This window comes from Mycobacterium appelbergii, from assembly GCF_032883035.1.
In the GTDB taxonomy this organism is placed as follows: domain Bacteria; phylum Actinomycetota; class Actinomycetes; order Mycobacteriales; family Mycobacteriaceae; genus Mycobacterium; species Mycobacterium appelbergii.
Genome location: NZ_JAMQTH010000003.1, coordinates 321,627 through 347,662, shown reverse-complemented (window position 1 = coordinate 347,662; position 26,036 = coordinate 321,627). Strand labels below are relative to the sequence as shown.

Here is a 26,036-nt window from a genome sequence, read left to right as displayed (position 1 = left end):
GGTGGTCAATGCTGGTGGCACCAGCGAAGAGGGGAGTCCGCGATGCCCGCGATGTCGCAAATCGAGCGTGCGTTCTGCCGGGGTGTGTTGTGGCGGGGCAGCGGCTCCGCCGTCATCGGATCGCTACCGGTCGATCGACTCGGTCACGATGTTCTCGAGATCGGTTCGGGCAGTGGAGATATTGCCGCCCGGCTACAGCAGGCGAAGCCGGGACTGGCGATCACGGCCACCGACCTGGACCCGGAGATGGTCGATACCGCGGTCCGCCGACTGCGTCCGTACCCCGGTGTCACCGTGCGCCGCGCCGACGCCACAAACCTGCCGTTCGACGACGACTCGTTTGACGCCGTGATCAGTTGCCTGATGTTGCATCACATCGTCGACTGGGAGCAGGCGGTCGCCGAGATCGCGCGGGTGCTGCGGCCCGGCGGGGTGTTCACCGGCTACGACCTGGTCCGCACACCGTTGGCGACGGCGATCCACCGGATCGACCGGTCACCGTTCCGGCTGGTGAACCCCGATGAGCTCACCGAGGTGAGCGGGCGACATGGGCTTAAGGTGCAGACGCGGGCCCGGTTCGCGGGCCAGGTCATGCAATTCACCTCACACTGATGCGGCGTCGCGTGGGCGGGTCAGCCACGGCGGGTCGATACCGTCGTCCAATCGGCCGTCCTGTTTGGCATCCAGGTAGCGGAAGTACAACACGCAGAACACCACCACGAGCATCAGAGACCATCCGTAGGTGATCTTCATGTACTCCAGGAACCGCCCGGTGGTCGGCCAGTGACCGAGCAGCCAGCGGTCCATGGTCATGAATCCGTAGATCGCCAACCACGCCGGCCAGTTTCGGATCACCGAGTTGGGCAGTACCACCGTCATCAGGAACGGGAACAGCATCATCGAGTAGTAGCCCTGGCCCAGTGACAGCACCAGGAACGAGGCGATCAGCAGCACACCCGAGGACGTCAGCATCCAGAACAGCGGGTCGCGCTCCCGGTAATACCGGTACAGCAGCCACAGGCTGCCCACCGTCAGGAGCAGAAATATGATGCGCAGCAACACAATCAGCCACATCGGCAGGCCGTAGTACAGCCCGTTGCCCACGATTGAGCTGTTGAAGTAGTCGCGGGTGGCGAAGATGTAGGGCACGGTGTTGCGGACGAAGCCCATGGGATCTGAAACCAGCGGCCAGGCGGCGGCATTGAACAACAGGGGCACGCCGATCGCGGTGATGAAGGTGTAGAACTGCCGGTTCAGCAGCGGTAGCAGCAACAGCGGTGCCAACGATGGTTTGACCACCAGCGTCAACCCGATCGCCACCCCGGCGAGCAGCTCGCGGCTCACCCGGCCGTCGAGCAACCAGCGGAAGAACAGCACGCCGCACAACAGGATGCAGCCGTTGATGTTGGTGAACACCAATGTGTTGGTGACTGATTCAGTGCAGAACATGGCCAGCAGGAGCGCGGGCATGGCGACCGAGTTGAACGAGTACCTGAACAGCCGTACCAGAAAATACGCCGCCAGGATGATCGCCACGGTATTGAAGAAGATGAACCAGTACCGCGATGCGTCCACCGGCAGGTACCCGAACGGCGCCAGCAGCAGCGTCCCGCCGGGCGGGTACAGATAGTGCGGGTCGACGTACTCGAAATGCTCGTTGTAGATGTCCAGGCCGAGCTTGAAGTTGACCACCGCCCGGTACACCGGGCCGAAGTCATCGGTGATGTAGCCGTTCGTTGCCAGCACGTAGCTGCGGTGAATGATCGACAGGATCGCCAGCGGCCACAGCACCGAGCGCAGCACCGTGGCGATGCTGGGTGGGGTGGTGCGGGGACGGAACATTTTGACGAGACCGGTGCTCATGACATTTGTCGTGGAATCTGCTGCCGCCACCAGCGAACCGTACACCGACGCCGCCGCGGTGCAGCGTCAGGCAGGACAGTACGTGTCCGTCTCCGGTGGTTTGCCGCTGTCGAGGTAGCCGGTCACCGGCTTCAATGCACACGGCGTGTAGATGCTGGCCCCGTGGGCGATGCCCTGCCAGATCACCCGGCGGTTGTTGGCGCCCGCGTTGATCACGGTGGCCGCGACCGCGGCAACACCCTCGTTGCCGACGATCGGGTCGTTCTGCACACCGAGCAGCAACACTGGAATCTTCAGGTCCTTCGGATCCTCGGGTGCCGAACCACTCGGCCAGTTCAGGCATTCCACCAGGCTCAGGGCGCCCACGCTGCCGAACTGCGGGTAGAGCTTGCCCCACGCCACCACGAGTTCCCTGACCCGGTCCGGGGTCGGCCTGTTGAGTGCGTCACTGCAGGAGTTGACGAACTGGCCGTCGGTCTGACGCAGGCTGTCAGCCTGCACCACAAGGTTGTTGATCGGATTGGGGTCTCCGGAATTCGCCGCCGCCAGGGCGGTGGCCAATGCGTTCGTCGAGGCGACCCGATCGCCGACGGGGAACGCGAGCGCGGTGGTGATCGCATCGACGAGGCTGGCCACCGAGGCCCCGCCCGGTCCGCGGCCGGCCTTGGCATCGGAGAGCAGTGAATCGACGGCGGCCTTGGGATCCGGTCCAAGGGGGCAGTTGATGGCGACACATTGCGCGGCGAACGCGTCCAGCGCTGCCTGCTGTCCCTTGACGCGCTGCTCGGCGGCGGCCTCGGCGCCGATCGCCAGCGGCAAGGGGGAATCGAGAACCAGCCGGGCGACCTTGTTCGGATGCGAGCCCGCGTAGGCCAGCGCCACCTGCGCGCCGTTGCCGATGCCCAGCAGGGCCAGCGTGGGTACGTCCCAGGTGCTGCGGAGCCGTTCGAGGTCCTCGGCGGCGTGCGCATTGTCGTAGGCCGAGTCGCCAGGGGCGATGGTGTCGGTGCAGCTCGTGGTCGCGGTCATCGTCACCGCGCCCAGGTTGGCCACCGGGTCGTCGCCCGATTGGAACTGTGCCTGGTCGAGCATCTCCTGCCGGTCGTAGAGGTCCCGGCAGTCGATGGCGCCCGACATGCCCATGCCGCGACGGTCGACGGCCACGATCGGGTGATCTTTGAGGACATCGGTGCCCGATCGAGACAGCCACACCGGCAGCTGTACCGAGGTCGGCACGTCCGAACCGGTCGTCATGACCAGCGGGCCCGCATCCTTCGGAGTCTGCTCCGAGCGCGCACGCACCACCCCGATACTCACCGTGCCGGTCGCCCCTTCGAGGGAATCGAGATCGGCGTCGTAGGTGGCGCAGTCGAGGGTGACACCGGGCGGCGGGGTGATCGCGGCGCCGGAGAACACCCGCGAGGTGCAGTCCCGCCAGGCCAGGTCGTTTTTGGGCGCCTCGATGGGCGGCGGGCCTGCCGGGGCTGCGGAGGTGGTCTCCGGCTGTCCCTGCGGGTGGGCGCCCGAGTCCGTGGCGTACCTGGGGTCGGCGGCGAACAGCGGTGTGCATGCCGTGAGCAGTGTCAGCGACATGACAGCGGCCGCGACAGTCGACAGGCGCAGGGCCCTCACCAGCTGACGACACATGCTGACCACAGTAGCGACACGTGTGTCCGGCCTAGCCGCGCACGTAACGCGTGTACAGGTAGCCGTCGTCGTCGGTCAGTAGGTGTGAGGGCCGCATCCGGGTGTGCACCTGCCCCGCTCCGGTGGCGACGCGACGTGCCACCCCGCCGACCAGGACCGGTGCGATGGTCAGGCACAGCTCGTCGAGTAGGTCGTTCTCGATCAGCAGGCTCAACAACTGCGGGCCGCCCTCGGTGAGCACCCGGAACAGCTTGCGTTCGGCCAGGATTCGCAGCGCCGTGCGCGCGTCGACCCTGCCGCGGTCCGCGCCGGAGGCATTGATCACCTCGGCGACCGACCCGAGCCGTCGCCGCGCGTCGACAACGGTGTCGCTACACGTCAGGACCAGCGGAGGCACTTCGGTGCGGCTGAAGAACTTGGCCTTGTGGTCGAGTTCGGCCGACGCGGTGACGACAGCGATCGGGGGTACCTCAGCCTGCCCGCGGCGCTGCCTGGCCTCCCGCTGCGCGACGGTGAGTTGCGCGCCGGAGTAGTTCTCGATCCGCACTGTCGCCGCACCGACGAGAATGACGTCGGCGGCGTTGCGCATGAGATTGAACACCGCGCGATCACCCGGGCCGGCCAGTCCGCCGGCCTTCCCGTCTTCGGTGGCGCCGCCGTCGAGACTGGCGATCATGTTGCCCCGTACCCAGCAGCGTTGCAGGTCCTCGGGGTAGGCGTAGAAGTCACAAACCTGGCTGTCGGAGGCCGCGTTGAGCGGGCCCAGCACTGTGAGGTGTGTCCCAGCGGCGTCGTCGGGCATGAGGAAAATTGGAGCACGTCGCTACGCTGCCTGCATGCACGGGTCCAGCGATGTCGCACATCTCGCCGATCGGCATCCCTCCGTCACGCCGGAGCGGTTGGTCACCCAGCTGGTTCCGCCGCCCACATTCTCCGACGTCAGCTTTGACTCGTACCGGCCGGATCCCGCCGAACCGTCGCAGGCTGCCGCGGTGCAGTCCTGCCGTCAGTTCTGTGAACAGGCCGCGCAGCGCCGGGCCGGCAAGAAGAAACTGTTCGGCAAGCGTGAGGTGCTGCCCGGCGTCGGCATCTACCTCGACGGCGGCTTCGGAGTCGGCAAGACGCACCTGCTGGCGTCGACGTATTACACATTGTCGGCGGCGGGTGACGCGCCCACTGCGTTCGCCACCTTCGGTGAGCTCACCCAACTGGCAGGCGTGTTCGGGTTCACCGAATGCATCGACCTGCTGGCCGATTACGTGGTGGTGTGCATCGACGAGTTCGAACTCGACGACCCGGGCAACACCACGCTGATCTCGAGGCTGCTTTCGGCGCTGGTCGAGCGCGGGGTGTCGATCGCCGCCACCTCCAACACCCTGCCCGAGCAGCTTGGGGAAGGGCGCTTCGCGGCCCAGGACTTCCTGCGGGAGATCAACACACTGGCGCAGATCTTCACCACCGTGCGGATCGAGGGTCCCGATTACCGGCACCGCGACCTGCCGCCGGCACCGGAGCCGCTCACCGACAGCGAGGTGGCCCAGAGGGCCGAGGGGACCGGTGGGGCCACCCTCGACGACTTCGATGCGCTGTGCACGCATTTGGCGACCATGCATCCGTCGCGCTATCACGCGCTGATCGAGGACGTGACCGAGGTGTTCATCACCGGGGTGCATCCGATCGACGACCAGAGCGTGGCACTGCGCCTGGTGGCCCTGACCGACCGGCTGTACGACGCCGGTATCCCGGTGCTGGCCTCAGGTACCAAGCTGGACACCATCTTCAGTGAGGAGATGCTGGCGGGTGGGTTCCGCAAGAAGTACCTGCGGGCGACGTCCCGACTGCTGGCACTGACTGCGCCTGCTCAGACCGACCGCACCATCACATAGTCGTTCTCGATGTCTGCACCGAGCTGAAAAGTCTTGGTGCCGTTGATGACGAAGCCGTGTTTGGTGTAGAAGCGCTGGGCACGTTGATTCTCCTGTTGCACCCCCAGCCAGACACACGCGGCACCGAGTGCCGCCGCATTGTGCAACGCCGCGGTCATCAACGCCGACGACGCACCGGCACCGTGGTGTTCTGGCAGCACGTACATTTTGGACAGTTCCATCGCCGGGCGTTGCGGTACCGCGCGTTGCACGTCATCGTCGTCGGCGACACCGCGAATCAGCATGGTGTAACCCGTGATTGCCGTGCCGCACCGCGCTACCAACACCTTCCGGTCAGGGTCGGCAAGGTACTCCGCGAAGCGTGCTTCGGAGAGGTTCTCGGCGATGAACGTCGCGATGTTGTCCGGCGTCGCCGACGGGGGACAGGCCAGTGGAAAAGTCGTGGCGGCTACGGTGACCAACTCGGGCAGATCAGCGGGCTGTGGTGCGTCGACGAAAACGGGCATGCGGCCTACGGTAGCGGCGTACCCGGCTGCCAGAGGTTCCACTGAGCGAGGTGCTTGCCGGACTTGGGGTTCACCAGCACCACGTTGGTGACCAGCGCGCGATACACATCCCAGTACACGTCCCCGTTGACGGTGGCCCCGGGAGGTGCGTTCCGCAGCGCGTTCTCCAGTGCGTTGGGCGCATCGGTGTGCTTGGGCGCATATGCGTCGGCGTAGGGCGTCACACCGTTGAAGCTGAACGCCAGCGCCATCGCATACGGGTTGGGTGCGGCGATGGTGGTGATCGTGACGGGGGCGCGCCACGGGCCGCCCTGGGCACGCCAGCGCGGCGAGCCGTTCCAGCCCCACCCGGGCGGCACTTCGCTGGCGAGTACGTCGTGCACGGTGACGTCGGCGACGATGCCGTCGGAATCGACCCGCAAGGTCTCACCGATCCGGCCGATGGGGGTCCCGTCCGTGGCGGCCGCCTGCGGCGCCAGGACGCCGGCGGCGACCGTCAGGACGGAAACCATGAGTACGAACCAGCGAGGCATGCCACGCATGATCGCACAGACTGAAACGTGTTACACCCGGTTGGCCGACGACCAGGGCCCGACGCCACCGACCTTGTCGATACGGATCCGGGTAACCCAGCCGGCCGGTGCGTCATCCGGCGGAAAATGGGCGTCCGGATGTGCCAGATTCTGTGCCAGGCCCCGCAGCACCTCGGGAGCGCCGCCCTCGACGACCCTGGCGGTGCCGGTGATCGCCAGGTACGGCCGCATGACAGCGCCGACGTGGCCAGGGTCGACGATTGTCACCGCCACCCGGGGATCACGACGGATGTTGCGTACCTTCTTGTGCTCAGACAGATGGGCGGTCACCAGTTCGTCACCGTCCGGGGTGGATTGCAGCGCCAACCAGACCAGCGTGGCCTGCGGACTGCCGTCCGGGTTGAGGGTGATCAGTGTGCCATCGGCACCCGATCCGATCAGTTCACGTGCGGCGTCACCGAGTTTCACATCCTTTTCTACAGATGCGTCGCGGCATTCATTCCCCGTTTTTGGTGGTGAACGGTTCGAGCGCGGCAGTCAGATCGGTCTCGAACCGCTCCCGGTCGGCGCCCAACCCGTGCAGCGGGCCGTCCTCCGGTTCCACTTCGAGCAGCGCCAGCAGGATGTGTTCGGTGCCGATGTAGTTGTGGCCCAACCGGAGTGCCTGCCGGAAGGTCAACTCCAGGGCCTTCTTGGCCGCGCCGCTGAACGGGATGAGCGCAGGCATGTCCGCACTTCGCGGGGGCAGTGTGACCGCCTTGCGGACCGCTTCGGCGTCGATGTTCTGGCCGGCGAGGAGTTTGGCGGCCAACCCGTCTGCGTCGGCGAACAGGGCGAGCAGCAGGTGGTCTGTGGTGATCTCGGCGTTTCCGGCACCGTGCGCGGTGTTCTGCGCACCCACGATGACGTTGCGTGCTCGCGGGGTGAATCGGCTGAAGCCGGCGTTGGGATCGAGCGCGGCCGGATCGAAGTCGGGCACCTTGGGTACGAACCGCTTCTGGGCGGCCTGTTTGGTGACGCCCATGCACTTGCCGATCTCGGTCCATGAGGCCCCCGAACGTCGGGCCTGATCGACGAAATGCCCGATGAGGTGATCGGAGATCTCGCCGAGCGCGTCAGCGGCGATCACGGCGTCGATGAGCTGTTCGAGCGGTTCGACATGGGCCTTCTTGATGGCGGTGATGAGGTCGTCGAGGCGGACGGGGTTGGTGATCTTGACGGGTTCACTCATGCCGTCAACTCTAGGTTGACGCGCGATAATCGTCAACCTGTGGTTGACGATCGCGAGGACGTAGATCGCATCGGGATCGGGCAAGATAGCGCCAGTGAAACTCGAAGAGCGCATGATCCGGCTGCTCCGGCCAGTGCTTCGACCGGTGATGCGGGTGTTGTCGCTGCGCACCATCGTCATCATCGCCGCGCTCTCGGTGGTGGTCACCGTCATCACCCTCGGCACCTGGGTGTGGCTGGGCGTCACCAATGATCAGTACAGCCAGCTGGATCGCCGGCTGGACTCGCTGAGCAGTCTCGGCGACGTCAGCACCCTGCTCAACAGCGCCAAGCCAGGAACCGACGAATCGGCCACCGACAGCAGCGGGTTGGTGCGCACCGCGCGTATCGGCGGTGTCAGCGTTTCGGTGCCGAGCGATATCGTGTTGCCGCACTTGGAGAATGGCTACGCCAACACGACGATCGACGGCGTGGAGTACCGGGTGCGGACGTTCACTGCCGGGCCGGCCTCCATCGCGCTCGGCGCGCCACTGGCGGAGACCCAGCGCCGCATCGACGAACTGCACCTGCGGGTGCTGCTGATCTGTGCCGGGGTCATCGGCAGCACCGTCGTGGTCGGCTGGGTGATCTCGCTGGTGATGATCAACCCGTTCCGGCTGCTCGCCCAACAGGCCCGCGCCATCAATGCCCAGTCCAAGCCGGACGAGGTCCAGGTGCGGGGTGTGCGCGAGGCGGTGGAGATTGCCGAGGCGGTGGAGGGGATGCTCGCGCGCATCGGGGATGAACAGCAGCGGACGCGCGCCGCGCTCGAATCCGCACGTGACTTCGCCGCCGTCGCCTCCCACGAATTGCGGACCCCGCTGACCGCGATGCGGACCAATATGGAGGTGCTGCACACCCTGGACATGACCGCCGAACAGCGCCAGGAGGTGATCGGCGATGTGATGCGGACCCAGAGCCGCATCGAAGCCACGCTGACGGCGCTCGAGCGGCTGGCGCAGGGCGAACTGACCACGGTCGAGGACTTCGTGCCGATGGATGTCACCGAACTTCTGGACCGGGCCGCACACGACGCGCTGCGCACCTACCCGGGTCTGCGGGCCACGCTGATGCCCTCGCCGACCGTGCTGATGCTCGGGATGCCCGCGGGCCTGCGGTTGGTCATCGACAACGCGATCGCCAATGCGGTCAAACACGGTGGGGCAACTGAAATCCGGCTCAGTGCCGTCAGTTCCGCCGATGATGTGCAGATCGTGGTGGACGACAACGGATCCGGCGTACCCGAGGAGGAGCGTGCGGGGGTGTTCGAGCGGTTCGCGCGCGGGACGACCGCCTCGCGCTCGGGTTCGGGCCTGGGGCTGGCGCTGGTCGCCCAGCAGGCCGAATTACACGGTGGCACAGCATCTTTGGAAGAGAGCCCGCTGGGCGGAGCGCGCCTGCTGCTGCGACTGCCGATCATGCGGTCGCGAATGGAGGATGCCCCGTTCTGACTGCCGGCGTCTCAGCAGTCCGGAACGGCCCGTGCGAGCATCTCGTTGAGAAAGCCGCTGGCTTCATGGCCGGCGCGTTCGACATCGCGCGCGGCGATCGCCTCGACCAGTCCGTCGTGCGGGTACATGCCGGCTTGGGTTGGGGTGCTCGTGGTGGCCACGCTGGCCATGATCACCTCGGTGAGTCCGCGGTAGAGCTCGATCAGCACCCGGTTGTGTGAGGCGCGCACGACGGCGAGGTGGAACTCGGTGTCGGTGCGGGCGAAGTCGTCGGGGTTGCTGGTGTCCCGGCGTGCCAGGCTGGCGCGAAGCTCGGCGAGGTCTTCCTCGGTGCGGGTCTGCGCGGCCTGCCGGGCCCCTTCCATTTCCAGACATCGCCGGACCTGCAGCACCTCACGCAGCTCCGATCCGCAGAGCCTGCGGAGCGCGCCCGATACCTCGCTGGTGGCGCGCACGTAGGTACCGTCGCCCTGGCGGACCTCGAAGATGCCGCCGTGGGCCAGCGCGCGGATCGCCTCGCGCACGGTGTTGCGGCCGACACCGAGCGCCTCGGCCAGCGCGGGCTCGGTGGGGATTCTCTCATTGACCGCCCATTCGCCCGAGGTCACCGACGTGCGTAGCTGGTCAATGACCTGATCGACCAAACCGGCGCGTCGGGTTGTGGCGAGCGGCACAATAAAGTCCTTTCATCCAATCATAGGATGTATGGCACCATAGCTGAGTGAATCCGAACGTGCGAGACAAAGCGCCAGAAAGTTATGAGCATGATCTTGAGCTCGAGCTTGATGGTGCCGTAGAGCTCCGCCCCGGCGCGATGGCCGCCGGTGGAGCACTGCTTGTCGTCGCCGTCGTGCTCACCGCGCTCAACCTGAGGCCGGCGATCACCAGCATCGGGCCGTTGCTGGGGGAGATGCGCGAGTCGTTGGGGGCCTCGGCTGTCTGGGCCGGCGCGCTGACGACATTGCCCGGCCTGTGCTTCGCGGCCGCCGGTCTGACCGCGCCATGGCTGGCTCGACGGATGGGCCTCGGCCGGGCGATTTCGGTGGCCATGGTGATTCTGACCGTGGGACTTGTCGTGCGGGTGCTTGACGGCGCCTATGTGGTGATCGGCGGCACGCTGGTGGCCACCGCCGGCATCGCCCTGATCAACGTGCTGATCCCGGTGGTGATCAAGGGATCGTTCCCGGCCCAGATCGGTTTGATGACCGGCATCTACACCGCCGCCCTGCAGGGCGGCGGCGCGCTGGGCTCGGCGCTGACCCCGGTGCTGGAACCGGCCCTGGGCGGATGGCGGGGAGCGCTGGGCAGTTGGTCGGTGCTGGCGGTGCTGGCGCTCGCGTTCTGGCTGCTGGGTGCCCGCGGCATCAGCGGTTCCCGGCCCGCGGAGGCGTCGGCTGCCGATGGGACGACGGCGCCGCGCCGGTCACTGATGCGCAGCCCGCTGGCGTGGACGATCACCCTGTTCTTCGGCTGCCAGGGCTTCTTGGCCTATGTCGCGATGGGCTGGCTACCCGAGGTGTTCATCGACAGCGGCGTGAGCAAGAGCGATGCCGGGCTGCTGCTCGGCCTGTCATCCATCCTGGCCGTTCCGATCAGCCTGTTCATCGCGCCACTGGCCGCGCGCCAGTCCAGCCAGAGCCCGTGGATCGTGGGCCTCGGGTTGATCGGGATCGCCGGGACGATCGGCCTTCTGGTCGATCCGGGGGCCGCGCCACTGCTGTGGAGTGTGTTGTTGGGGCTCGGCATGAGCGTGTTCTCGTTGGCGCTCACCGTGATCGCGCTGCGTGCCCGCAACGCCGAGGACACCGCCCGGTTGTCGGGGATGGTGCAGGGCTTCGGCTATCTGTTGGCGGGCGTCGGGCCGTTCCTGTTCGGCCTGCTGCACGGCGCCACGGGCGGCTGGACGGTGCCCTGGGTCATGGTCCTGGTCGTCTACCTGGTGCAGATGGTGGCCGGAGCTCTGGCAGGCCGCAACCGGTACGTGTAAGCGCGAGTTCGCTGCGGTAGTAGGGGTTTTCGTCGCGACGGCGGCGAGTGATGCCGGTCACAAAAGTAGCTGTGCGGGCTCCCCGATGTTGCCGGGTCGATCGGTGGTGTAGCCTGGCCGTCGTGACTATCGGTGTGTGTGCCAGCTATTGGCGCTTTATCGAGGCTCCGGGCGGAGCCGATAAAGCGCAGCGTTAACGCACGCATCCACCCGGAGCCCAGGCAGTGACCATCAGGTCGCTGCCTTTCGTCATTCAAGGGCGCCGGACGTGCACTGGTGCCCACCATCAGGAAGGCACCCGAACATGAATCTGGCGCAGATCGCGAACCCGCCTGCGACATCGGATCGACGAATCCGCAGTTTCAGCGCGATTCCCAGCCCGCACGATGTGCTCACCGAATTCCCCCTCGGCGCACGTCGCGCCGAACGGGTGGCCCGCGACCGCGACGAGATCGCCGAAATCCTGGCAGGCCGGGACGACCGGCTGCTGGTCGTGGTGGGCCCGTGCTCGGTGCACGACACCGCTGCCGCGCTGGACTACGCGAGCCGGTTGGCCGCCGTGGCCGGTGAACTGAGTGACCGGTTGAAGATCGTGATGCGCGTCTACTTCGAGAAGCCCCGCACCACGATTGGCTGGAAGGGCCTGATCAACGATCCGGGGATGGACGGCACCTTCGATGTGGCGCGAGGCCTGCGCACCGCCCGGCAACTGCTGCTCGACATCATCGACATCGGACTGCCGGTCGGATGCGAGTTCCTGGAACCGACCAGCCCGCAGTACATCGCCGATGCCGTCGCGTGGGGCGCGATCGGCGCCCGTACCACCGAATCTCAGGTGCACCGCCAGCTGGCATCCGGACTGTCGATGCCCGTCGGGTTCAAGAACGGCACTGACGGCAACGTCCAGGTCGCCGTCGACGGAGTGAAAGCCGCCGCCGCACAGCATGTCTTCTTCGGCATGGACGATCTGGGCCGTGGCGCCGTGGTCAGCACCGAGGGCAACGAGGACTGCCACGTGATTCTGCGCGGCGGCACCGACGGGCCGAACTGTGATGCCGACGCGGTGCAGGCCGCTGCGGCCAAATTAACGGCGGCCGGATTACCCGGGCGCGTGGTGATCGACTGCAGCCACGCCAATTCCGGCAAGGATCATGTACGCCAGGCCGCCGTGGCAGCAGAGGTGGCACAGCTGGTACGTGACGGTATGCCGGTCAGCGGGGTGATGTTGGAGAGCTTCCTGGTCGCCGGAGCTCAGTCGCCCGAAGCGCAGCCGCTCACCTACGGGCAGTCGGTGACCGACAAGTGCATGGATTGGGGTACAACGGATCTGGTGCTGCGCGAACTGGCCAAGCGGGATTAGCTTCCGCTGGGCTGCTCGTATTTCGAGTGCTCGGGGTCGAACTCGGGGTGTGCGGTGCGGTCGAGTTCGATGAGGACCTCGCCCTGCGGGTCTCCGGGTGCGCGGTAGACGACGACCACGGTCCCGGGCAACGGCACCCGACGAGTCGTGGTGGTCATGTGCGCAGTGATCCACTGTGGGCCGGATTCGCCGGTGAACTCCACGATCACGCTGAATTGCGGATCGGTGCCGGACCACTCCTGGCGGAAGTCGACTTCGCGCAGGACTCCGCGTGATCGCTTGCCGTAGTGGCGCATCGAGGTGATCCAGGCCTGACGGCGCCGCGTCGTGCGGATGCCCGACCAGGCGGTAAGGGTGGCAGCGATCGCGCCGACTGAGCACAGGACGCTGGTTGACGCGATGATCCCGCCCGCGAATCCACCCACCCGGAGTCCGGCGATCAGCAGGCCGACGGCGATGCCGCTGAATGCGGGTATGGCGGCAACCCGGTTGGCGGTCTTGCGTTGGCCGAACCGGTCGCGTGCCTCGTCGGAGGTGATGCCGGTGAGGATGCACGGCAGAAACGCGAACAGGAGAATGAGGATCCCCTGCCACGCTTCCATGGCGTGCGATCCCGGGCGACCCGCGTGGTGGACAAACAGGGTGCCCGCGGCGCTGGCGGGCACCCACAGGACAAACGTCGCAACCGCGAAAAAGCCGAGCCTTCCGCGGGAATCGAGAGGCAACGCGGTGATGCGGCCACCCTTCTCGCTGGTGGAGAAGTGGGGGAGGGTGTCCTCCCAGATCGGAGGTTCGGTGTCGTGGATCAACGCGTGGCCCCCTTCGCTACCGGCTGGACGAGCCCCCAGTATCGCCGTGGGTGACGCCCACCGCACGCAGCGATCGCAACATCGTCACGATTCTCACGAGTTGCTCAGAGGTTCAACATAGTTCAGTCGCTATCAGCGTCGGCTCCGGATCCCCAGCTGCCGGGCATCATCGGCATCGTGGGATGGTTGCCGAACGCATCGTCGGTCAGCGTGGTCAGCCCGGCCGCTTCGGCGACGGTGGGCTTCGCAGTGGTGCCGGGGAAGCCGAGATCGCCGGCGCCTGTGCTCGACGCGGTGGTGGCTGTCGGCTCGTCGGGTGTCGGGGGTGTTGGCCCGTCGTCCATGGTCATGAACTCGTAGCGGTAGCCGCGGTCCGTGGCGCCGGCGCCACGGCGCTTGCGGGACTTCGACTTCTGCCGACTGGACGACAGCGCTGCGGCGCCTACCGCAGCCGCCGCGCTGTTGGAAGCATGGGCCACGTCGACGGCGCTGCTACGCATCGAGGGCCCGAAACCGAAGCCGGGACCGTCGCCGCGCACGGCGTATCCGAAACCCTCGGCACCGCCGGGGACCGCCGGTGCCGACGGCGCGGGCGCCGGGGCAGCGGCCGTCGGGGCGGGAGCCGGAGCTGCAGGCGCAGTCGCCCCGCTCGGCGCACCTGACATCGCAACCACACTCGGCTGCTCGGCCGGGTGATTGACCGCTGCCGGTGTCTCCTCGACCGGGATGTCGTAGTTCTGCGCCATGCCGACGAGGCCCGTGAGACCGAGCATGCCCAGACCGGCCCCCGCGCCCATGGCCGCGGCGTACAGCGGCGTACCCATCAGCGCGAAGGTGGCCGCGTAGGCGCCGACGAAGAACAGGTTCTGATACGTCGTGAAGAGCAATGAGGGGTTGGCGATGATGTCGGCGACGATCCTCGGGATGGTCTCCGGATGGAGCAGCAGGTCTCGCAGCGCCACGTACATGCCCTGGAAATGCTCGGAACGCTCGCCGAGCCACTCCTCGATCGGGTCGTTGAAGGCGAGCGCCTGCCCCGACTCGACGGCGCGCAGTTGAGCCGCCGACTGCAGCACGCCGGCTGATGCCGCGCCGGCCTCACCGACGCCGGGTGCGAGCACGAGCGGGGCCGGCGTACTCTGCGGCGCGGAGGTCACCGCCACCTGCGAGACAGCCTGGTAGGTGCTCATGGTCGTGGCGGCTTGAATCCACATCCTGATGTAGTCGGCCTCGTTGACCGCGATCGGGATGGTGTTGATCCCGAAGAAGTTGGTCGCCAGCAGCACCCCGTGCGTCGCACGGTTGGCGGCCAGTTCGGCAAGGGTCGGCATGGTGGCCAACGCCGCGGAGTAGGACGCGGCCGCCGTCTCGATCTGGGCCGCCACCCCGGCGCTGTTCGTGCTCGCCTGCGACAACCACGTGAGGTAGGGGACATGGGCGGCCTGGTACCGCTCGGAGCTGGGACCCTGCCACGACCCGGCCCGCACGGTGCCGAGCGTAGTGGTGAGTTCGGCTGCGGCCGCCGCGTATTCGGTGCTCAGCGAGTTCCATGCGCCCGCCGCGGCCAGTAGGGGCCCGGCACCGGGACCGCTGCTGATCAAGGTCGAATGCACCTCGGGAGGCACGGCCATCCATACGGGGGCGGTCATCGCGCACCACCGGTAGTTGTGCGGAGCAGCGTGAGTACAGCGCTGTCACTGATCGTTGCCAGGGAGGTGGCTTTACGGATTCGCATCGGCATTTGTCCCGGGCAGCAGCATGTGCGCCAGCCCGGTGTCTCCTCTCCAACGGTTTGCCTAGCTCAACTTCGCAAAGTGTGGTTAGCATAAGCTAACTTACCGAGATGTGTCGTAGGTGAATACGTCGTCCCGGTAACGGTGAGTTCGATGACAGCTTGTCGACATCATGCTGACAAGCTGTCAGGAAGCTAGCACGCGGTCGTCGCCCTGTGGGGCCTACGGTTTCGTGCCTGGCGCCGCCGATGTGGTGCAGACGGTTGTTGAGCCGGCGAATTGGCTTCTCATCGAATGTCGACGGAATCGCCCTCGTCGGAGGTAATCTCCGGGCGTGACGGTCAGTCGTCGCAAAGTCTTAGGCGGGGCAGGTCTGGCGGGCGCTGCTGCCGCGACTGGCGTGGGCGTCGATCGCCTCGTCATCTCCAACAGCACCGGCTACGGCACCGACGAGGAAACCCCCATGTCTGACGACGCTGCGCGCTTTGGTGATCCACGCCTACCGGCTGAGACGATCACCTCGGAGTCACATCTGTTCCGTCTCGGCGCTTCGCCCCGCACCACGCATGACGGAGGCTTTTTTCAGCAAGCCAGCGAGGATAACTTTCCAATCCTCAAAGGCCAGGAAGCCAGCGTCTTGCTGCTGACATTGCAGCCCGGCGGTATCCGCGAGCCGCACTGGCATCCCAGCGCGTGGGAGCTGAACATCGTTGTCAGCGGAGTCGCGACCTGGGTCGTCATCGACGGGAACGGCAACCATGAGAGCTTCGACCAGCGGGTGAATGACGTCGTCTTCGCGCCCCAAGGTTCATTTCACTACTTCGAGAACCGGGGCCCAGACGACCTGACATTGATCATCATCCAGAACACCAGCGCGCCAGAGGACAAGGACAACATCGGCATAGGGGCGTCCGTCAGCCGGCTCCCACCGCGGGTGTTGTCCGCGATCTTCGGCGTACCCGCGGAGACGTTTAGCAACTTCACAAAGATCGACGACGCGATCGTCATCCTAAGAACGCCGTAGCCGGGGACGCTGGGGTCCGCGCCACGTCGAGGCCAAGAGTCATGAGATAACGCGACCCGAATCGGGCGAAGAAATCGCCACTGACCTGCATTGAAGTTGGTGCGCGATACTGGGATTGAACCAGTGACCTCTTCCGTGTCAGGGAAGCGCTCTCCCGCTGAGCTAATCGCGCGGGTTGAAACAAATTGGAGGTGGAGACGGGAATCGAACCCGTGTGCACGGCTTTGCAGGCCGTTGCCTCACCACTCGGCCACTCCACCGCTGGGGTTGATGCCACTGCACCTTCGAGCGGATGACGGGATTCGAACCCGCGACCCTCACCTTGGCAAGGTGATGCGCTACCAACTGCGCTACATCCGCGCGCCACGGGCGAGATCGTCGCCCGTCGCGATGCAGAACATTAGTCGACCCAAGCGCGGCTACACAAATCCGCATGACGGGAAGGGAACCGGCGGCCGAAAACGGTGTGTCAAAACAAGTCGGTAAGCGGCGCCTGGGATTCCGCACGGTGTCTGGAGGCGACGTCCCGGCGGGCAGCGACAAACCCGCCGCCTGCGCGCACGTGCCGGATGGGTGCGTGAACGATGCGCATGCGGGCAATGGGGATGGCGATTCTGGTGACGCGCCGAGAGCGTGCTAGTCTTCGACGTCGTTCCCCGGTCTCGTAGCTCAGTGGGAGAGCGTCCGCCTCACACGCGGAAGGTCGCTGGTTCGATACCAGCCGGGACCACCACAAAATCTCAAGTTCAGAGCCCCTCAAGGGGCTCTGAACGCGTCTGCCGGGGTTGGTCAGTGCGGTCGTCGTAGCCAAATCAGCCGGGCTCAATGACTCAGTCCAGGTCGGCGAGGGCCTTGCGGGCGGCTTCCAGTTCGGCTTCCAGGGCGGCGACCTTTGCGGCCTGTTGGGTGCGTGCCTCTTCGATGACCGCGTCGATCGGGGTGGACAGGTCCTCGTGCAGTTCCGCCGCCGCGCGGGATACGGCGGCGGCCGCGACCGCGAGGTTGCGGGCCAGGTAGGTCGTGCCTTGCTTGAGCTCGGCGTGCCATTCGCCGTCGGCGGTACCGACGACAGTGAGAGTCAGCTCAAGAGTCTTGGCCTTCTTGCCGGCCGCCTTCTTGGCCGGAGTCTTCTTCGGCTTTTCCTCGGCGGGAGCGTCAGCGGTGGGCACGGCCGGCGCCGGCACAGCACTCTCGGGCGCAGCATTCTCGACCGAAGGCGTCGAGACGGCGGGGGTGTCGGAGTCGGTGTGCGGTGCTTCTGGTGCCAGGGTGTCTACAGTCATCGTTGCGGCGAACTCCTTCTGAACATCGCCCGCAGTGAGCGGGCCGGGCGCTGAAATTTCATTAGAACACATGTTCGACCACGAGCCAAGGGGTCGCGTGTCTGCCCACGGGCTACTCGCATCTTTGGACTTGCCGGTCCAAAAAATTGCGAGGAACGTGAGGATGACCACGCGCTGTGAATGAGGGCCGAGGGGTCGGCGTTCTTGAAGTCAGGGAATCACAGCACCGTTCGAAGGGAACACTCCTCATGGCGCTCGACCAGTACTACCTGCTCGGCCGGTCCGGGCTTCGGGTCAGCCGGTTATCTTTGGGCACAATGAATTTCGGCACGGGCGGCTACCACAGCGCCTATGGAAAGCCGGTGGACGAGGTCCGCCCGATCTTCCGGCGCTACCTCGAAGCCGGCGGCAACTTCATCGACACCGCGGACTTCTACACCGCCGGCGAAAGTGAAACCATTCTCGGGAAGCTTGTCGCCGAGGCCGATGCGCGCGATCGGGTGGTGCTCACCACGAAGTTCACCAACAGCGTGGAACCCGGCAATCCCAACGCCGGCGGCAACGGTCGCAAGCACATGATCCGTGCGCTCGAGGACTCGCTGCGCAGGCTGAACACCGATTACGTCGACCTGTTTCTCCTGCACACCTGGGACCGCATCACCCCTGTCGAGGAGGTGATGCGCACGTTCGACGATCTGAGCAGAGCGGGGAAGATTCGGTACGCCGGCTTCTCTGATGTGCCGAGTTGGTATGCCGCACAAGGCCAGACGTTTGCCATGGCGAATTCTTTGACCCCCGCGATCAATGTGCAACTGCCGTACTCCCTGGCTGAGCGGGCCATCGAGGTGGAGCATGTGGCGATGGGACAGACTCTGGGACTGGGCATTACGGCATGGAGCCCGCTGGGTGGTGGATTCCTCAGCGGGAAGTACCGGCATGGCGAACAGGGGCTGTCGGGGACCGGCAGGCTCAGCATTCCGGGAGCTTCCGGGTTGGCACTGACGGATCGGCAGTGGCAGCTGCTCAAGCCGCTGGAAGTGGTCGCTGACAAGCTCGGCGTGACGATGGCCCAGGTGGCGATCAACTGGGTGGCGACCCAACCGGGGATCGCTTCGGCGATCGTCGGCGCCAGTAGCGTCGGGCAATTGGACGCGAGCATCGCTGCGCTCGACTTCGAGTTACCCGCCGCGCTTCGCGCAGAGTTGGACGCCGCGAGTGCGGTACCGCCGGATTCGGTGTACCGGATGTTCACCCCGGGCTATCAGCAACAGCTCATCAGCCCCGGCATCAAGGTCGGTGACAAGCCCGCCGGATATGCTCTGCCCGTGCAGAACTGGCCTTCGGAGCAGGCGGGGTGATGCCCGCTTTCGGCGGACCGGCCTGCCTCCAACACGGTGCGCAATTGGCGGCGGGCGCGGTGCAGCCGGGACATCACGGTTCCGACCGGAACGTTCTGAAGATCGGCGATGGTGCGGTGCGGTAATTGCTGCACGTCCGCGTAATAGATCGCCTCCTGCAGATGCCCGGGCAGCGCCCGGACCGCGTCGGCCAGCGTTTCGTTCGGGAAGCGTTCCAACGCATGCGCTTCCGCGGACGGTAAGCCACCGTGACGGTACCCGTCGATGACAAGCTGGGCGTCGGTGAACGAATCGGTCAGCGTCTCCTGGGGCCGCCGTTCGGCCTTTCGGTGTGCGCTGATCCAGGTGTTCACCATGATGCGGGACAACCAGGCCCGCAGATTGGTTCCGGGCTGGAAGGAGTCGAACCCGACCCACGCTTTGGTCAGGGTCTCCTGTACCAAGTCCTCGGCGTCCCACCGGTTCGTCGTGTAGCGGCCGGCGATGCGCTCGAGGTCGGCCCGTAGGCCCACCACGTCGCGCTGGAAGCGGGCATCGCGGGCATCAGCGCCTTCCTCAGCGGCGGGGTTTCCCACCGGTGCAGCGGTTGTCATATCTGCTTCTTCGTTAGACGGGGCGGGGCACCGTCAATGTCACCAACGTCCACTCATCAAGTCCAACGATTGTTTTTTATTTTAACCATCGATAAACGCGATGACTAAATCCCGGCGGGCGAGTGTGCGTTTGCACCAGTGCAACCCTCGTCCAGCCTTCGGAGGCACGCGTGTCCCTGCTTTCTCGCCCGATGCTCGCCGATGCGATAGCCCGCATCTTCTCGGCCACGATCAACCCCGCACCCAAACAGGGTGTGTCCTTCCCTGACATCGCCGGCCGGACCGACGTCGTCTCGATCCCGACGCGCCACGGGCAGGTCGAAGCAACCGTCTACCGTCCGCCCGCGTCGGCTGACCCCATTCCCGGGGTTTACGTCAACATCCACGGCGGCGGCTTCGTCGTCGGGCACCGCGAGCAGGACGATCCCTGGTGCCGCTTCCTGGCCGCCAACGCCGGTGTCGCGGTCGTCAACACCGACTACCTTCTGGCTCCCGCCCGTCGCTTTCCCACCCCCGTCGAGCAGATCGCCGACGTCGTGCGGTGGGCATCGTCGCCCGAGCGGGACTGGGACGGGTCGCAACTGTGTATCGGTGGGCAGAGTGCCGGCGGCAACCTCGCGGCGGCTGTCTCGCGACTGGCCCTTGACGACGGCGGGCCGCGCATCGCATTGCAGGTTCTGCACTATGCGCCGCTGGACCTCGTGACAGCGACGCGGGACAAGCCGTCGCCTCGTCGGGGCAAGGCTGTGCTGCGTCCATGGATGGGGGACGTGTTCGACACCGCCTACATCCCTGACCGCAACCGCCGTCGTGACCCGCTCGCGTCGCCGGCCTGGGGTGAGAACGGCACAAACCTTGCCGGGATCGCACCCGCGTTGGTGGTGACCGCCGAATTGGACCGGCTGCGCGCCGAGGCTGCGGCATATGCGTGCCGTCTCGACGCGGTCGGCGCCCTCGCCGAGTACATCGAGGTGCCGGGCCTGGACCACGGCTACAACATCATGAGCGACGCGCCGAACGCCGTAGCTGCCACCACACAGACATACCGGCGCATCGTCGAGCATGTGGTCCGGGCGATCGGTGTCGAACGTGAGCGACCACGCGATTGAGCCGCAAGGCTCACCCCGGTGCCGCGGTGACCATCGCGGATACCGGCGGCGCCGGTGATAGCTTCGTCCGGATGGACCTGCGCCAGTTGGAGTACTTCATCGCCGTCGCCGATGAGCTCAGTTTTACGCGGGCCGCACAGCGGGTTCATGTTGTCCAGTCGGCGTTGTCCACGTCCATCAAGAAGCTCGAAGACGACCTGGAAGTGCAACTGTTCGACCGCTCCCGGCAACACATCCGGCTCACTCCGGCCGGGGAGCGGTTACGCGAACACGCCCGCCACCTCCTCCAGAACGCGCGTCTGGTCAGGGAGTCCGTCACCGAGTTCCGGGGTCACCTGTCCGGGACGGTTGAATTCGGCTCACTGGTCACCTTCGGTCGGCTCGACGTGGCGAAAGTGCTCGGCGAGTTCCACGAGGCCCATCCGTTCGTGCGACTTCGGTTGCGACTGAGCCAAAGTGGATCGTCGGCGTATCTGGGTTCGATTGTCGATGGCGGCCTGGACCTGGCGTTGGTCTCCGCGCCCCACCGGTTCCCGCCGGGCCTCGACATGCATCTGCTCGCCGACGAACCCATGGTGTTCGTCTGCCGCGGTGACCACCCGTTGGCCACCAGTACGAAACTCGCCCTCACCGATCTCGCCGACGAGGAAATGGTCGGATTCCCGGAGGGATTCGGAATCCGGCTGCTCGTCGATGACGCGTTGGCCGCCGCGGGCGTGACTGCGCGCACATTTTACGAAGTGCCCGCCGACTACACGGTGGCCGCGGGGCTGATCCGCAACAACCTGGGCACCGCCTTCATGCCCGCGAGCGAGGCGGCGCGGTTCGCCGATCTCGTGACGGTGGCTCCGGCGGAACCCATCACCTGGTCGATCTACCTGGCTCGGCCGCTGCCGCAGAACATCAGCCCGGCTGCGGCGAGGCTGGCGGGGATGTTGCTGGAGGCCGCGGGCAGCAGCGGTTGAGGCGGTTCAGCGGGGCGGTCGCCTGTTCGTGCGGAACACACGGCCCGTCGTGATCGAGGCCTGTCGGCCGGATTCGGTAGGGTCCTGCGGGTGACTCAGAGCGCAACTTCAGAATCTGCTCCGCCCGTCCGCGCGATCAAGCCTGTAACCGTCCGTCTGGCTGAGGAACTCGACGTCAGGGAAAGCCAGGTCATCGCTGCGGTGGGGTTGCTCGACGAGGGGTCGACGGTTCCGTTCATCGCCAGGTACCGCAAGGAAGTCACCGGCAGCCTCGATGACGGCCAGCTGCGCACCCTGGAGGAACGCCTGGGTTACCTGCGTGAACTCGATCAACGCCGAACCGCGGTGCTCGCCTCGATCGAGGAGCAGGGCAAGCTCACCGAGGAGTTGAAGGCCGCGCTGATGGCGGCCGAAACCAAATCCCGGGTCGAGGACATCTATCTGCCGTACAAACCCAAGCGGCGGACCAAGGCGCAGATCGCCAGGGAAGCCGGCCTGGAACCGCTGGCCGATCGCCTGCTGGCCGACCCGACACTGGTACCCGAGGAACTGGCCGCCGAGTTCCTGACCGAGGGCGTCGCCGACGCGGCCGCAGCGCTCGACGGCGCGCGCCACATTCTCATCGAGCGGGCCGCCGAGGACGCCGAACTCGTCGGTGCCAGCCGCGAGAAATTCTGGGCCGACGGTTCCCTTCGGACCGCGCCGTGGTCCGAAGAGGCTGCGAAGAGTGCTGCCGCACAGAAGTTCCGCGATTACTTCGACTTCTCCGAACCGCTGGAGAAGATGCCGTCACACCGCGTGCTGGCAGTGATGCGCGGCGAGAAGGAAGAAGCGTTGGCGCTCACCTTCGACGGCGGCGATGACGAGGTCTACCAGGCCATGATCGCCCAGGCGCTGGGCATCGACATGACATCGAGCGCACCGGCCACCCCGTGGCTGGCGACCACCGTGCGGTTGGCCTGGCGTGTCAAGCTGATGATCTCCGCCGCCGTCGACGCCCGGATCCGGTTGCGTCAACGCGCCGAGGAGGATGCCGTCACGGTGTTCGCCCGCAACCTCAAAGACCTGTTGCTCGCGGCGCCCGCGGGCACCCGCACCACCCTCGGCCTGGATCCCGGCTTCCGCACCGGCGTCAAGGTGGCCGTGGTCGACGGCACCGGCAAGGTCGTCGACACCTGCGCGATCTTCCCGCATCAGCCGCAGAAGCAGTGGGATACGGCCAAGGCGACTCTGGCCGCGCTGGTGGCGCGCCACGGTGTCGAGTTGATCGCCGTCGGCAACGGCACGGCGTCGCGCGAGACGGACGCCCTGGCGGCCGAACTGATCGCCGACATCCGCGCCGCCGGTGCCGCCGCCCCGACGAAGGCCATGGTGAGCGAGGCGGGGGCCTCGGTGTATTCGGCCTCGGCGTACGCGGCGCAGGAAATGCCGGACCTTGATGTGACCCTGCGCGGGGCGGTGTCGATCGCTCGGCGGCTGCAGGATCCGCTGGCCGAGCTGGTCAAGATCGACCCGAAGTCGATCGGGGTTGGTCAGTACCAGCACGACGTGACGCCGGGCTCGTTGGCCCGCAGCCTCGACGCTGTCGTCGAGGACGCGGTGAACGCGGTGGGCGTCGACCTCAATACGGCCTCCGTGCCGCTGTTGTCGCGGGTGTCCGGTGTCACCGACTCCCTCGCCGCGGCCATCGTGGCCTACCGGGAGAAATCCGGGGCATTCCGCAGCCGGAGCGCACTGTTGGAGGTTCCGCGCCTGGGACCCAAGGCTTTTGAGCAGTGTGCCGGGTTTCTGCGGATCCGCGACGGTGAGGATCCGCTCGACGCGTCGGGGGTGCACCCCGAGGCGTACCCGGTGGTGCGGCGCATACTGGACCGCTCGGGTGTCACCCTGGCCGAGCTCATCGGCGACGAGCGGTCACTGCGGACGCTGCGACCCGCCGATTTCGCCGACGACCGGTTCGGAATCCCGACGGTGACCGACATTCTCGCCGAACTCGAAAAGCCCGGACGTGATCCGCGGCCGGCATTCTCTACCGCCACGTTCGCCGCGGGTGTGGAGAAGGTCGCCGACCTGAAGGCGGGCATGGTGCTGGAAGGCGTGGTGACCAACGTGGCGGCCTTCGGTGCGTTCGTCGATGTCGGCGTGCATCAGGACGGTCTGGTGCACGTCTCGGCGATGGCCGACCGCTTCATTTCCGATCCGCATGAGGTGGTGAAGTCCGGGCAGGTGGTGCGGGTGAAGGTGCTCGAGGTTGATGTGGAACGGCAGCGGATCGGCCTGAGCCTGCGCCTGGGCGACAACCCGCAGAATGGCCAGGGCAAGCGACCCGAGCGTGGGGGACCCGCCGGGCACGACGGCGGCAACAAGGGCCGCGGGGATGGACGGAAACCCAGTCGCGGCAAGAACACCGGCCGACGGGAATCCAGCCAACCCTCGGGTTCGATGGCGGACGCATTGCGCAACGCCGGCTTCGGGCGGTGACCCGCAGGGTCGGCTAAGTCGCGGCCTCCGGGGCGGGCTTGGATCCGTCGCGCTCCGGAGGCTCGCCGGACCTGTCTCGCCATGAGCGGTAGCCGCGGTGTGCGGCAAATGCCCCGGCGACCGCCGTCACACACCACACCGCGATCGCGGTGTACGCCAGCGGGGCCGACAGATCGCCGACTGACGCGCCCAGAGCGGTGTAGACGAACGCTCGCGGCACCGAACCGATGAACGCGCCGACAGCCATCTGCCACAGCGGGACTCCGAACGCACCGAAGGCATACGACGCCAACGCATCGGAGATACCGGGGACAAAGCGCTGCCCGACGACCGCCCACAATCCACCGCGCTGGATCTGGCGATCGAGGCGGTCGGCGCGCTGTGCACCCAGCAGCGCCCGGGCACTGTCGCGGCCGGCGCGCCGGCCGATGAGGCTGGCGATCGTCGCGGTGCCCACGGTGGCGCCCAGCGTCACAAAGGTCCCGAGCACCGGGCCGAACAACACACCACTGCCTGCGGCCAGGATGGGGCCGGGCACGAACAACGCGCCGAGACAGGCCGAGATCACCACATAGGCCAGTGGCGCCATCGGACCCGTGGCCGCTACCGCGCTCCGGACACCGTCGACGTCGACGATGCGGGCGACGGCCACCACATAGAACAAGCCGAGCAGGAATGCTGCGAATACGGCGAGCCGCAGAATGTGGCGCCGTCGGCTGGTGGCGGGGGATCTGTCACTGTCGGTCATGCTGCACGCGATTGTCCCGCACGATGCCCGTCGGTTGACACCGACGTCGACCGGACGGTCCTAACTGACCCTGGCGACGCGGGCGGGTTCGGCCAGCCCAAGGTGCTCCCGCAGCGTCGTGCCTTCGTAGTCGGCGCGGAACACGCCGCGCTCCTGCGACAGCGGAACCACCCGGTCCACGAATGGGTCCAGCCCGCCGGGAGTGACATGGGGAACCAGAATGAACCCGTCGCTCGCATCGGCCTGTACCAGGTCATTGATCGATTCGGCGATGGTGGATGCCGAGCCGACGAAATTCTGCCTGCCGGTCACCTCGACGATGAGCTCACGGGTGGTCAGATTCTCGGCTTCGGCCTTGGCCCGCCACTCGTTGGCCGTGGCGATCGGATCGCGATGCATCCGCACGCTGGCCCGGCCCCGGGAAATGGTGTTCTCCCCGACAATCGGATCCACCGCGGGCAGCGGCCCGTCGGGATCATGGTCGGACAGGTCGCGGTTCCACAGCTGCTCGAGGAACTTGATCGCGGTCGCCGGCGACACCTGCGCCAACCTGACCTGGTGGGCGATCTCGGCCGCCTCGGCGTCGGTGTCGCCGAGCACGAATGTCGCCGCGGGCAGGATGAGCAGCTGGTCGTGGCGGCGCCCGTATTTGGCGAGCCGGTCTTTCACATCGGTGTAGAAGGCCTGGCCTTCGGTCAGCGTGCCGTGCCGGGAGAAGATCGCGTCGGCAGCGCGCGCCGCGAATTCGCGGCCGCGGTCGGAATCGCCGGCCTGGAAGATCACCGGCCTGCCCTGCGGGCTGCGTGGGACGTTGAAGTGTCCGCTGATGTCGAAATGGGTGTTGCTGTAAGAGAATGCGCCCGCAGTCGGATCGGACAGGAATACGCCACGCTCCTTGTCGGCCACGATCTCGTCGCCCCGCCAGGAATCGAAGAGCGTGTGCGCAGCCTCCAGAAAGCTCTCGGCGCGTTCGTAGCGCTCGTTCTCGGCGAGGAATCCGCCGCGGCGAAAGTTCTCGCCCGTGAAGGCATCCCATGAGGTGACGACATTCCACGCGGCACGCCCCTCAGAGAGGTGGTCGAGCGAGGCGAACTGGCGGGCCACATCGTAGGGTTCGTTGAACGTCGAGTTGATCGTGCCGGTCAGCCCGAGCCGTTCGGTCACCGCCGCCAGTGCCGTCAGCACGGTGAAGGTGTCCGGTCGCCCGACGACGTCGAGGTCGTAGATCTGGCCATTCTGCTCGCGCAGGCGCAGCCCCTCGGCCAGGAACAGGAAGTCGAACTTGCCGCGCTCGGCAGTCTGCGCGAAGTGCGTGAAGGAGTTGAAATCGATGTGGCTGCCTGACGCGGGATCGCTCCACACCGTGGTGTTGTTGACCCCGGGAAAATGTGCGGCGAGGTGAATCTGCTTGATTGGCTTACTCATCGGATT

General features: G+C 66.4%; 24 protein-coding genes and 4 tRNA genes. 11 read left to right on the top strand and 17 right to left on the bottom strand.

Annotated features, from left to right (window positions below):
• Positions 1-42: 42 nt before the first annotated feature.
• The gene (locus M1247_RS08935; protein ID WP_317155921.1) at positions 43-612 is read left to right on the top strand and encodes a class I SAM-dependent methyltransferase; all 570 of its coding nucleotides are present in this window, start codon (positions 43-45) and stop codon (positions 610-612) included.
• Here M1247_RS08935 and aftC read toward each other — a convergent pair.
• The 3 genes from aftC to M1247_RS08920 are packed head-to-tail and all read right to left on the bottom strand — an operon-like array spanning position 604 to position 4,312.
• Entirely contained in the window at positions 604-1,908 is a 1,305-nt protein-coding gene (gene aftC / locus M1247_RS08930; protein WP_317155920.1) for an arabinofuranan 3-O-arabinosyltransferase, read from the bottom strand. The genes M1247_RS08935 and aftC overlap by 9 nt on opposite strands.
• A 21-nt stretch (positions 1,909-1,929) precedes the next feature.
• The gene (locus M1247_RS08925) at positions 1,930-3,510 is read right to left on the bottom strand and encodes an alpha/beta hydrolase (protein ID WP_317155919.1); all 1,581 of its coding nucleotides are present in this window, start codon (positions 3,508-3,510) and stop codon (positions 1,930-1,932) included.
• 31 nt (positions 3,511-3,541) lie between these two features.
• Positions 3,542-4,312: a pyrimidine reductase family protein gene (locus M1247_RS08920; protein ID WP_317155918.1), complete on the bottom strand. Its 771-nt coding sequence runs from the start codon at positions 4,310-4,312 to the stop codon at positions 3,542-3,544.
• 34 nt (positions 4,313-4,346) lie between these two features.
• On the opposite strand from M1247_RS08920, the gene zapE reads away from it, so the two are divergent.
• On the top strand, positions 4,347-5,396 hold the full coding sequence (gene zapE, locus M1247_RS08915; protein ID WP_458695201.1) for a cell division protein ZapE: 1,050 nt from the start codon (positions 4,347-4,349) through the stop codon (positions 5,394-5,396).
• Here zapE and M1247_RS08910 read toward each other — a convergent pair.
• The 4 genes from M1247_RS08910 to M1247_RS08895 are packed head-to-tail and all read right to left on the bottom strand — an operon-like array spanning position 5,372 to position 7,666.
• Positions 5,372-5,902 carry a GNAT family N-acetyltransferase gene (locus tag M1247_RS08910; protein WP_317155916.1) on the bottom strand — a complete coding sequence of 177 codons (531 nt, stop codon included), beginning with the start codon at positions 5,900-5,902 and terminating at the stop codon, positions 5,372-5,374. The two genes, zapE and M1247_RS08910, sit on opposite strands and share 25 nt — an antisense overlap.
• 5 nt (positions 5,903-5,907) lie before the next feature.
• Positions 5,908-6,435, bottom strand: a complete 528-nt coding sequence (locus M1247_RS08905) for a hypothetical protein (RefSeq protein WP_317155915.1) — start codon at positions 6,433-6,435, stop codon at positions 5,908-5,910.
• A 30-nt stretch (positions 6,436-6,465) separates the two neighbouring features.
• Positions 6,466-6,903: a PPOX class F420-dependent oxidoreductase gene (locus M1247_RS08900; protein ID WP_317155914.1), complete on the bottom strand. Its 438-nt coding sequence runs from the start codon at positions 6,901-6,903 to the stop codon at positions 6,466-6,468.
• A gap of 28 nt (positions 6,904-6,931) precedes the next feature.
• A complete protein-coding gene (locus M1247_RS08895) occupies positions 6,932-7,666 on the bottom strand; it encodes a Clp protease N-terminal domain-containing protein (RefSeq protein ID WP_317155913.1) in 735 nt (244 codons plus the stop codon).
• 148 nt (positions 7,667-7,814) lie between these two features.
• Between M1247_RS08895 and M1247_RS08890 the strand changes: the two genes are divergently transcribed.
• Complete coding sequence (locus tag M1247_RS08890; RefSeq protein WP_317156178.1) at positions 7,815-9,155, top strand: ATP-binding protein; 1,341 nt, start codon at positions 7,815-7,817, stop codon at positions 9,153-9,155.
• A gap of 11 nt (positions 9,156-9,166) precedes the next feature.
• On the opposite strand, the gene M1247_RS08885 is transcribed toward M1247_RS08890, so the two are convergent.
• Positions 9,167-9,829 carry a FadR/GntR family transcriptional regulator gene (locus M1247_RS08885; RefSeq protein ID WP_317155912.1) on the bottom strand — a complete coding sequence of 221 codons (663 nt, stop codon included), beginning with the start codon at positions 9,827-9,829 and terminating at the stop codon, positions 9,167-9,169.
• Between the two features lie 140 nt (positions 9,830-9,969).
• Here M1247_RS08885 and M1247_RS08880 point away from each other — a divergent pair, with 140 nt between their 5' ends.
• Positions 9,970-11,142, top strand: a complete 1,173-nt coding sequence (locus M1247_RS08880) for a CynX/NimT family MFS transporter (protein ID WP_317156177.1) — start codon at positions 9,970-9,972, stop codon at positions 11,140-11,142.
• 304 nt (positions 11,143-11,446) lie between these two features.
• The gene (locus M1247_RS08875) at positions 11,447-12,502 is read left to right on the top strand and encodes a 3-deoxy-7-phosphoheptulonate synthase (protein ID WP_317155911.1); all 1,056 of its coding nucleotides are present in this window, start codon (positions 11,447-11,449) and stop codon (positions 12,500-12,502) included.
• Here the strand turns inward: M1247_RS08875 and M1247_RS08870 are convergent.
• Positions 12,499-13,311, bottom strand: coding sequence for a hypothetical protein (locus tag M1247_RS08870; RefSeq protein WP_317155910.1), 813 nt, complete (start codon positions 13,309-13,311; stop codon positions 12,499-12,501). The genes M1247_RS08875 and M1247_RS08870 overlap by 4 nt on opposite strands.
• Before the next feature lie 122 nt (positions 13,312-13,433).
• Positions 13,434-14,960 (bottom strand): PPE family protein, encoded by a 1,527-nt coding sequence (locus M1247_RS08865; protein WP_317155909.1) that lies wholly within the window; start codon positions 14,958-14,960, stop codon positions 13,434-13,436.
• 418 nt (positions 14,961-15,378) lie between these two features.
• On the opposite strand from M1247_RS08865, the gene M1247_RS08860 reads away from it, so the two are divergent.
• On the top strand, positions 15,379-16,068 hold the full coding sequence (locus M1247_RS08860; RefSeq protein ID WP_317155908.1) for a cupin domain-containing protein: 690 nt from the start codon (positions 15,379-15,381) through the stop codon (positions 16,066-16,068).
• A 97-nt stretch (positions 16,069-16,165) separates the two neighbouring features.
• Here the strand turns inward: M1247_RS08860 and M1247_RS08855 are convergent.
• The 3 genes from M1247_RS08855 to M1247_RS08845 all read right to left on the bottom strand — a co-directional run bounded on the left by M1247_RS08855 (position 16,166) and on the right by M1247_RS08845 (position 16,428).
• Positions 16,166-16,240: transfer RNA gene (locus M1247_RS08855), tRNA-Val, on the bottom strand.
• A gap of 14 nt (positions 16,241-16,254) precedes the next feature.
• Positions 16,255-16,328, bottom strand: a tRNA-Cys gene (locus tag M1247_RS08850).
• Between the two features lie 27 nt (positions 16,329-16,355).
• Positions 16,356-16,428: transfer RNA gene (locus M1247_RS08845), tRNA-Gly, on the bottom strand.
• A 298-nt stretch (positions 16,429-16,726) separates the two neighbouring features.
• Between M1247_RS08845 and M1247_RS08840 the strand changes: the two genes are divergently transcribed.
• Positions 16,727-16,801 (top strand) — tRNA-Val (locus tag M1247_RS08840).
• 97 nt (positions 16,802-16,898) lie between these two features.
• On the opposite strand, the gene M1247_RS08835 is transcribed toward M1247_RS08840, so the two are convergent.
• Positions 16,899-17,252 carry a DUF6319 family protein gene (locus M1247_RS08835; RefSeq protein ID WP_410506849.1) on the bottom strand — a complete coding sequence of 118 codons (354 nt, stop codon included), beginning with the start codon at positions 17,250-17,252 and terminating at the stop codon, positions 16,899-16,901.
• 347 nt (positions 17,253-17,599) lie between these two features.
• Here M1247_RS08835 and M1247_RS08830 point away from each other — a divergent pair, with 347 nt between their 5' ends.
• Positions 17,600-18,709 carry an aldo/keto reductase gene (locus M1247_RS08830; protein WP_317155907.1) on the top strand — a complete coding sequence of 370 codons (1,110 nt, stop codon included), beginning with the start codon at positions 17,600-17,602 and terminating at the stop codon, positions 18,707-18,709.
• Here the strand turns inward: M1247_RS08830 and M1247_RS08825 are convergent.
• Positions 18,613-19,302, bottom strand: a complete 690-nt coding sequence (locus tag M1247_RS08825) for a sigma-70 family RNA polymerase sigma factor (RefSeq protein ID WP_317155906.1) — start codon at positions 19,300-19,302, stop codon at positions 18,613-18,615. The two genes, M1247_RS08830 and M1247_RS08825, sit on opposite strands and share 97 nt — an antisense overlap.
• A 170-nt stretch (positions 19,303-19,472) precedes the next feature.
• Between M1247_RS08825 and M1247_RS08820 the strand changes: the two genes are divergently transcribed.
• The 3 genes from M1247_RS08820 to M1247_RS08810 all read left to right on the top strand — a co-directional run bounded on the left by M1247_RS08820 (position 19,473) and on the right by M1247_RS08810 (position 23,857).
• Positions 19,473-20,411 (top strand): alpha/beta hydrolase, encoded by a 939-nt coding sequence (locus M1247_RS08820; protein ID WP_410506839.1) that lies wholly within the window; start codon positions 19,473-19,475, stop codon positions 20,409-20,411.
• Positions 20,412-20,482: 71 nt separating this feature from the next.
• Entirely contained in the window at positions 20,483-21,376 is an 894-nt protein-coding gene (locus M1247_RS08815; protein ID WP_317156174.1) for a LysR family transcriptional regulator, read from the top strand.
• 135 nt (positions 21,377-21,511) lie between these two features.
• On the top strand, positions 21,512-23,857 hold the full coding sequence (locus M1247_RS08810) for a Tex family protein (RefSeq protein ID WP_317156173.1): 2,346 nt from the start codon (positions 21,512-21,514) through the stop codon (positions 23,855-23,857).
• Positions 23,858-23,870: 13 nt separating this feature from the next.
• On the opposite strand, the gene M1247_RS08805 is transcribed toward M1247_RS08810, so the two are convergent.
• Positions 23,871-24,605 carry a TVP38/TMEM64 family protein gene (locus tag M1247_RS08805; protein ID WP_317155905.1) on the bottom strand — a complete coding sequence of 245 codons (735 nt, stop codon included), beginning with the start codon at positions 24,603-24,605 and terminating at the stop codon, positions 23,871-23,873.
• Positions 24,606-24,665: 60 nt separating this feature from the next.
• On the bottom strand, positions 24,666-26,030 hold the full coding sequence (locus M1247_RS08800) for an NtaA/DmoA family FMN-dependent monooxygenase (RefSeq protein WP_317155904.1): 1,365 nt from the start codon (positions 26,028-26,030) through the stop codon (positions 24,666-24,668).
• Positions 26,031-26,036: the final 6 nt, after the last annotated feature.

What these genes read in the sequence shown, in the direction of transcription:
- M1247_RS08935 (WP_317155921.1), top strand. Translation starts at nt 43, where the DNA reads ATGCCCGCGATGTCGCAAATCGAGCGTGCGTTCTGCCGGGGTGTGTTG.
- M1247_RS08925 (WP_317155919.1), bottom strand. Translation starts at nt 3,510, where the DNA reads ATGTGTCGTCAGCTGGTGAGGGCCCTGCGCCTGTCGACTGTCGCGGCC.
- M1247_RS08920 (WP_317155918.1), bottom strand. Translation starts at nt 4,312, where the DNA reads ATGCCCGACGACGCCGCTGGGACACACCTCACAGTGCTGGGCCCGCTC.
- zapE (WP_458695201.1), top strand. Translation starts at nt 4,347, where the DNA reads ATGCACGGGTCCAGCGATGTCGCACATCTCGCCGATCGGCATCCCTCC.
- M1247_RS08910 (WP_317155916.1), bottom strand. Translation starts at nt 5,902, where the DNA reads ATGCCCGTTTTCGTCGACGCACCACAGCCCGCTGATCTGCCCGAGTTG.
- M1247_RS08905 (WP_317155915.1), bottom strand. Translation starts at nt 6,435, where the DNA reads ATGCCTCGCTGGTTCGTACTCATGGTTTCCGTCCTGACGGTCGCCGCC.
- M1247_RS08895 (WP_317155913.1), bottom strand. Translation starts at nt 7,666, where the DNA reads ATGAGTGAACCCGTCAAGATCACCAACCCCGTCCGCCTCGACGACCTC.
- M1247_RS08890 (WP_317156178.1), top strand. Translation starts at nt 7,815, where the DNA reads ATGCGGGTGTTGTCGCTGCGCACCATCGTCATCATCGCCGCGCTCTCG.
- M1247_RS08880 (WP_317156177.1), top strand. Translation starts at nt 9,970, where the DNA reads ATGGCCGCCGGTGGAGCACTGCTTGTCGTCGCCGTCGTGCTCACCGCG.
- M1247_RS08875 (WP_317155911.1), top strand. Translation starts at nt 11,447, where the DNA reads ATGAATCTGGCGCAGATCGCGAACCCGCCTGCGACATCGGATCGACGA.
- M1247_RS08865 (WP_317155909.1), bottom strand. Translation starts at nt 14,960, where the DNA reads ATGACCGCCCCCGTATGGATGGCCGTGCCTCCCGAGGTGCATTCGACC.
- M1247_RS08830 (WP_317155907.1), top strand. Translation starts at nt 17,600, where the DNA reads ATGGCGCTCGACCAGTACTACCTGCTCGGCCGGTCCGGGCTTCGGGTC.
- M1247_RS08825 (WP_317155906.1), bottom strand. Translation starts at nt 19,302, where the DNA reads ATGACAACCGCTGCACCGGTGGGAAACCCCGCCGCTGAGGAAGGCGCT.
- M1247_RS08815 (WP_317156174.1), top strand. Translation starts at nt 20,483, where the DNA reads ATGGACCTGCGCCAGTTGGAGTACTTCATCGCCGTCGCCGATGAGCTC.
- M1247_RS08805 (WP_317155905.1), bottom strand. Translation starts at nt 24,605, where the DNA reads ATGACCGACAGTGACAGATCCCCCGCCACCAGCCGACGGCGCCACATT.
- M1247_RS08800 (WP_317155904.1), bottom strand. Translation starts at nt 26,030, where the DNA reads ATGAGTAAGCCAATCAAGCAGATTCACCTCGCCGCACATTTTCCCGGG.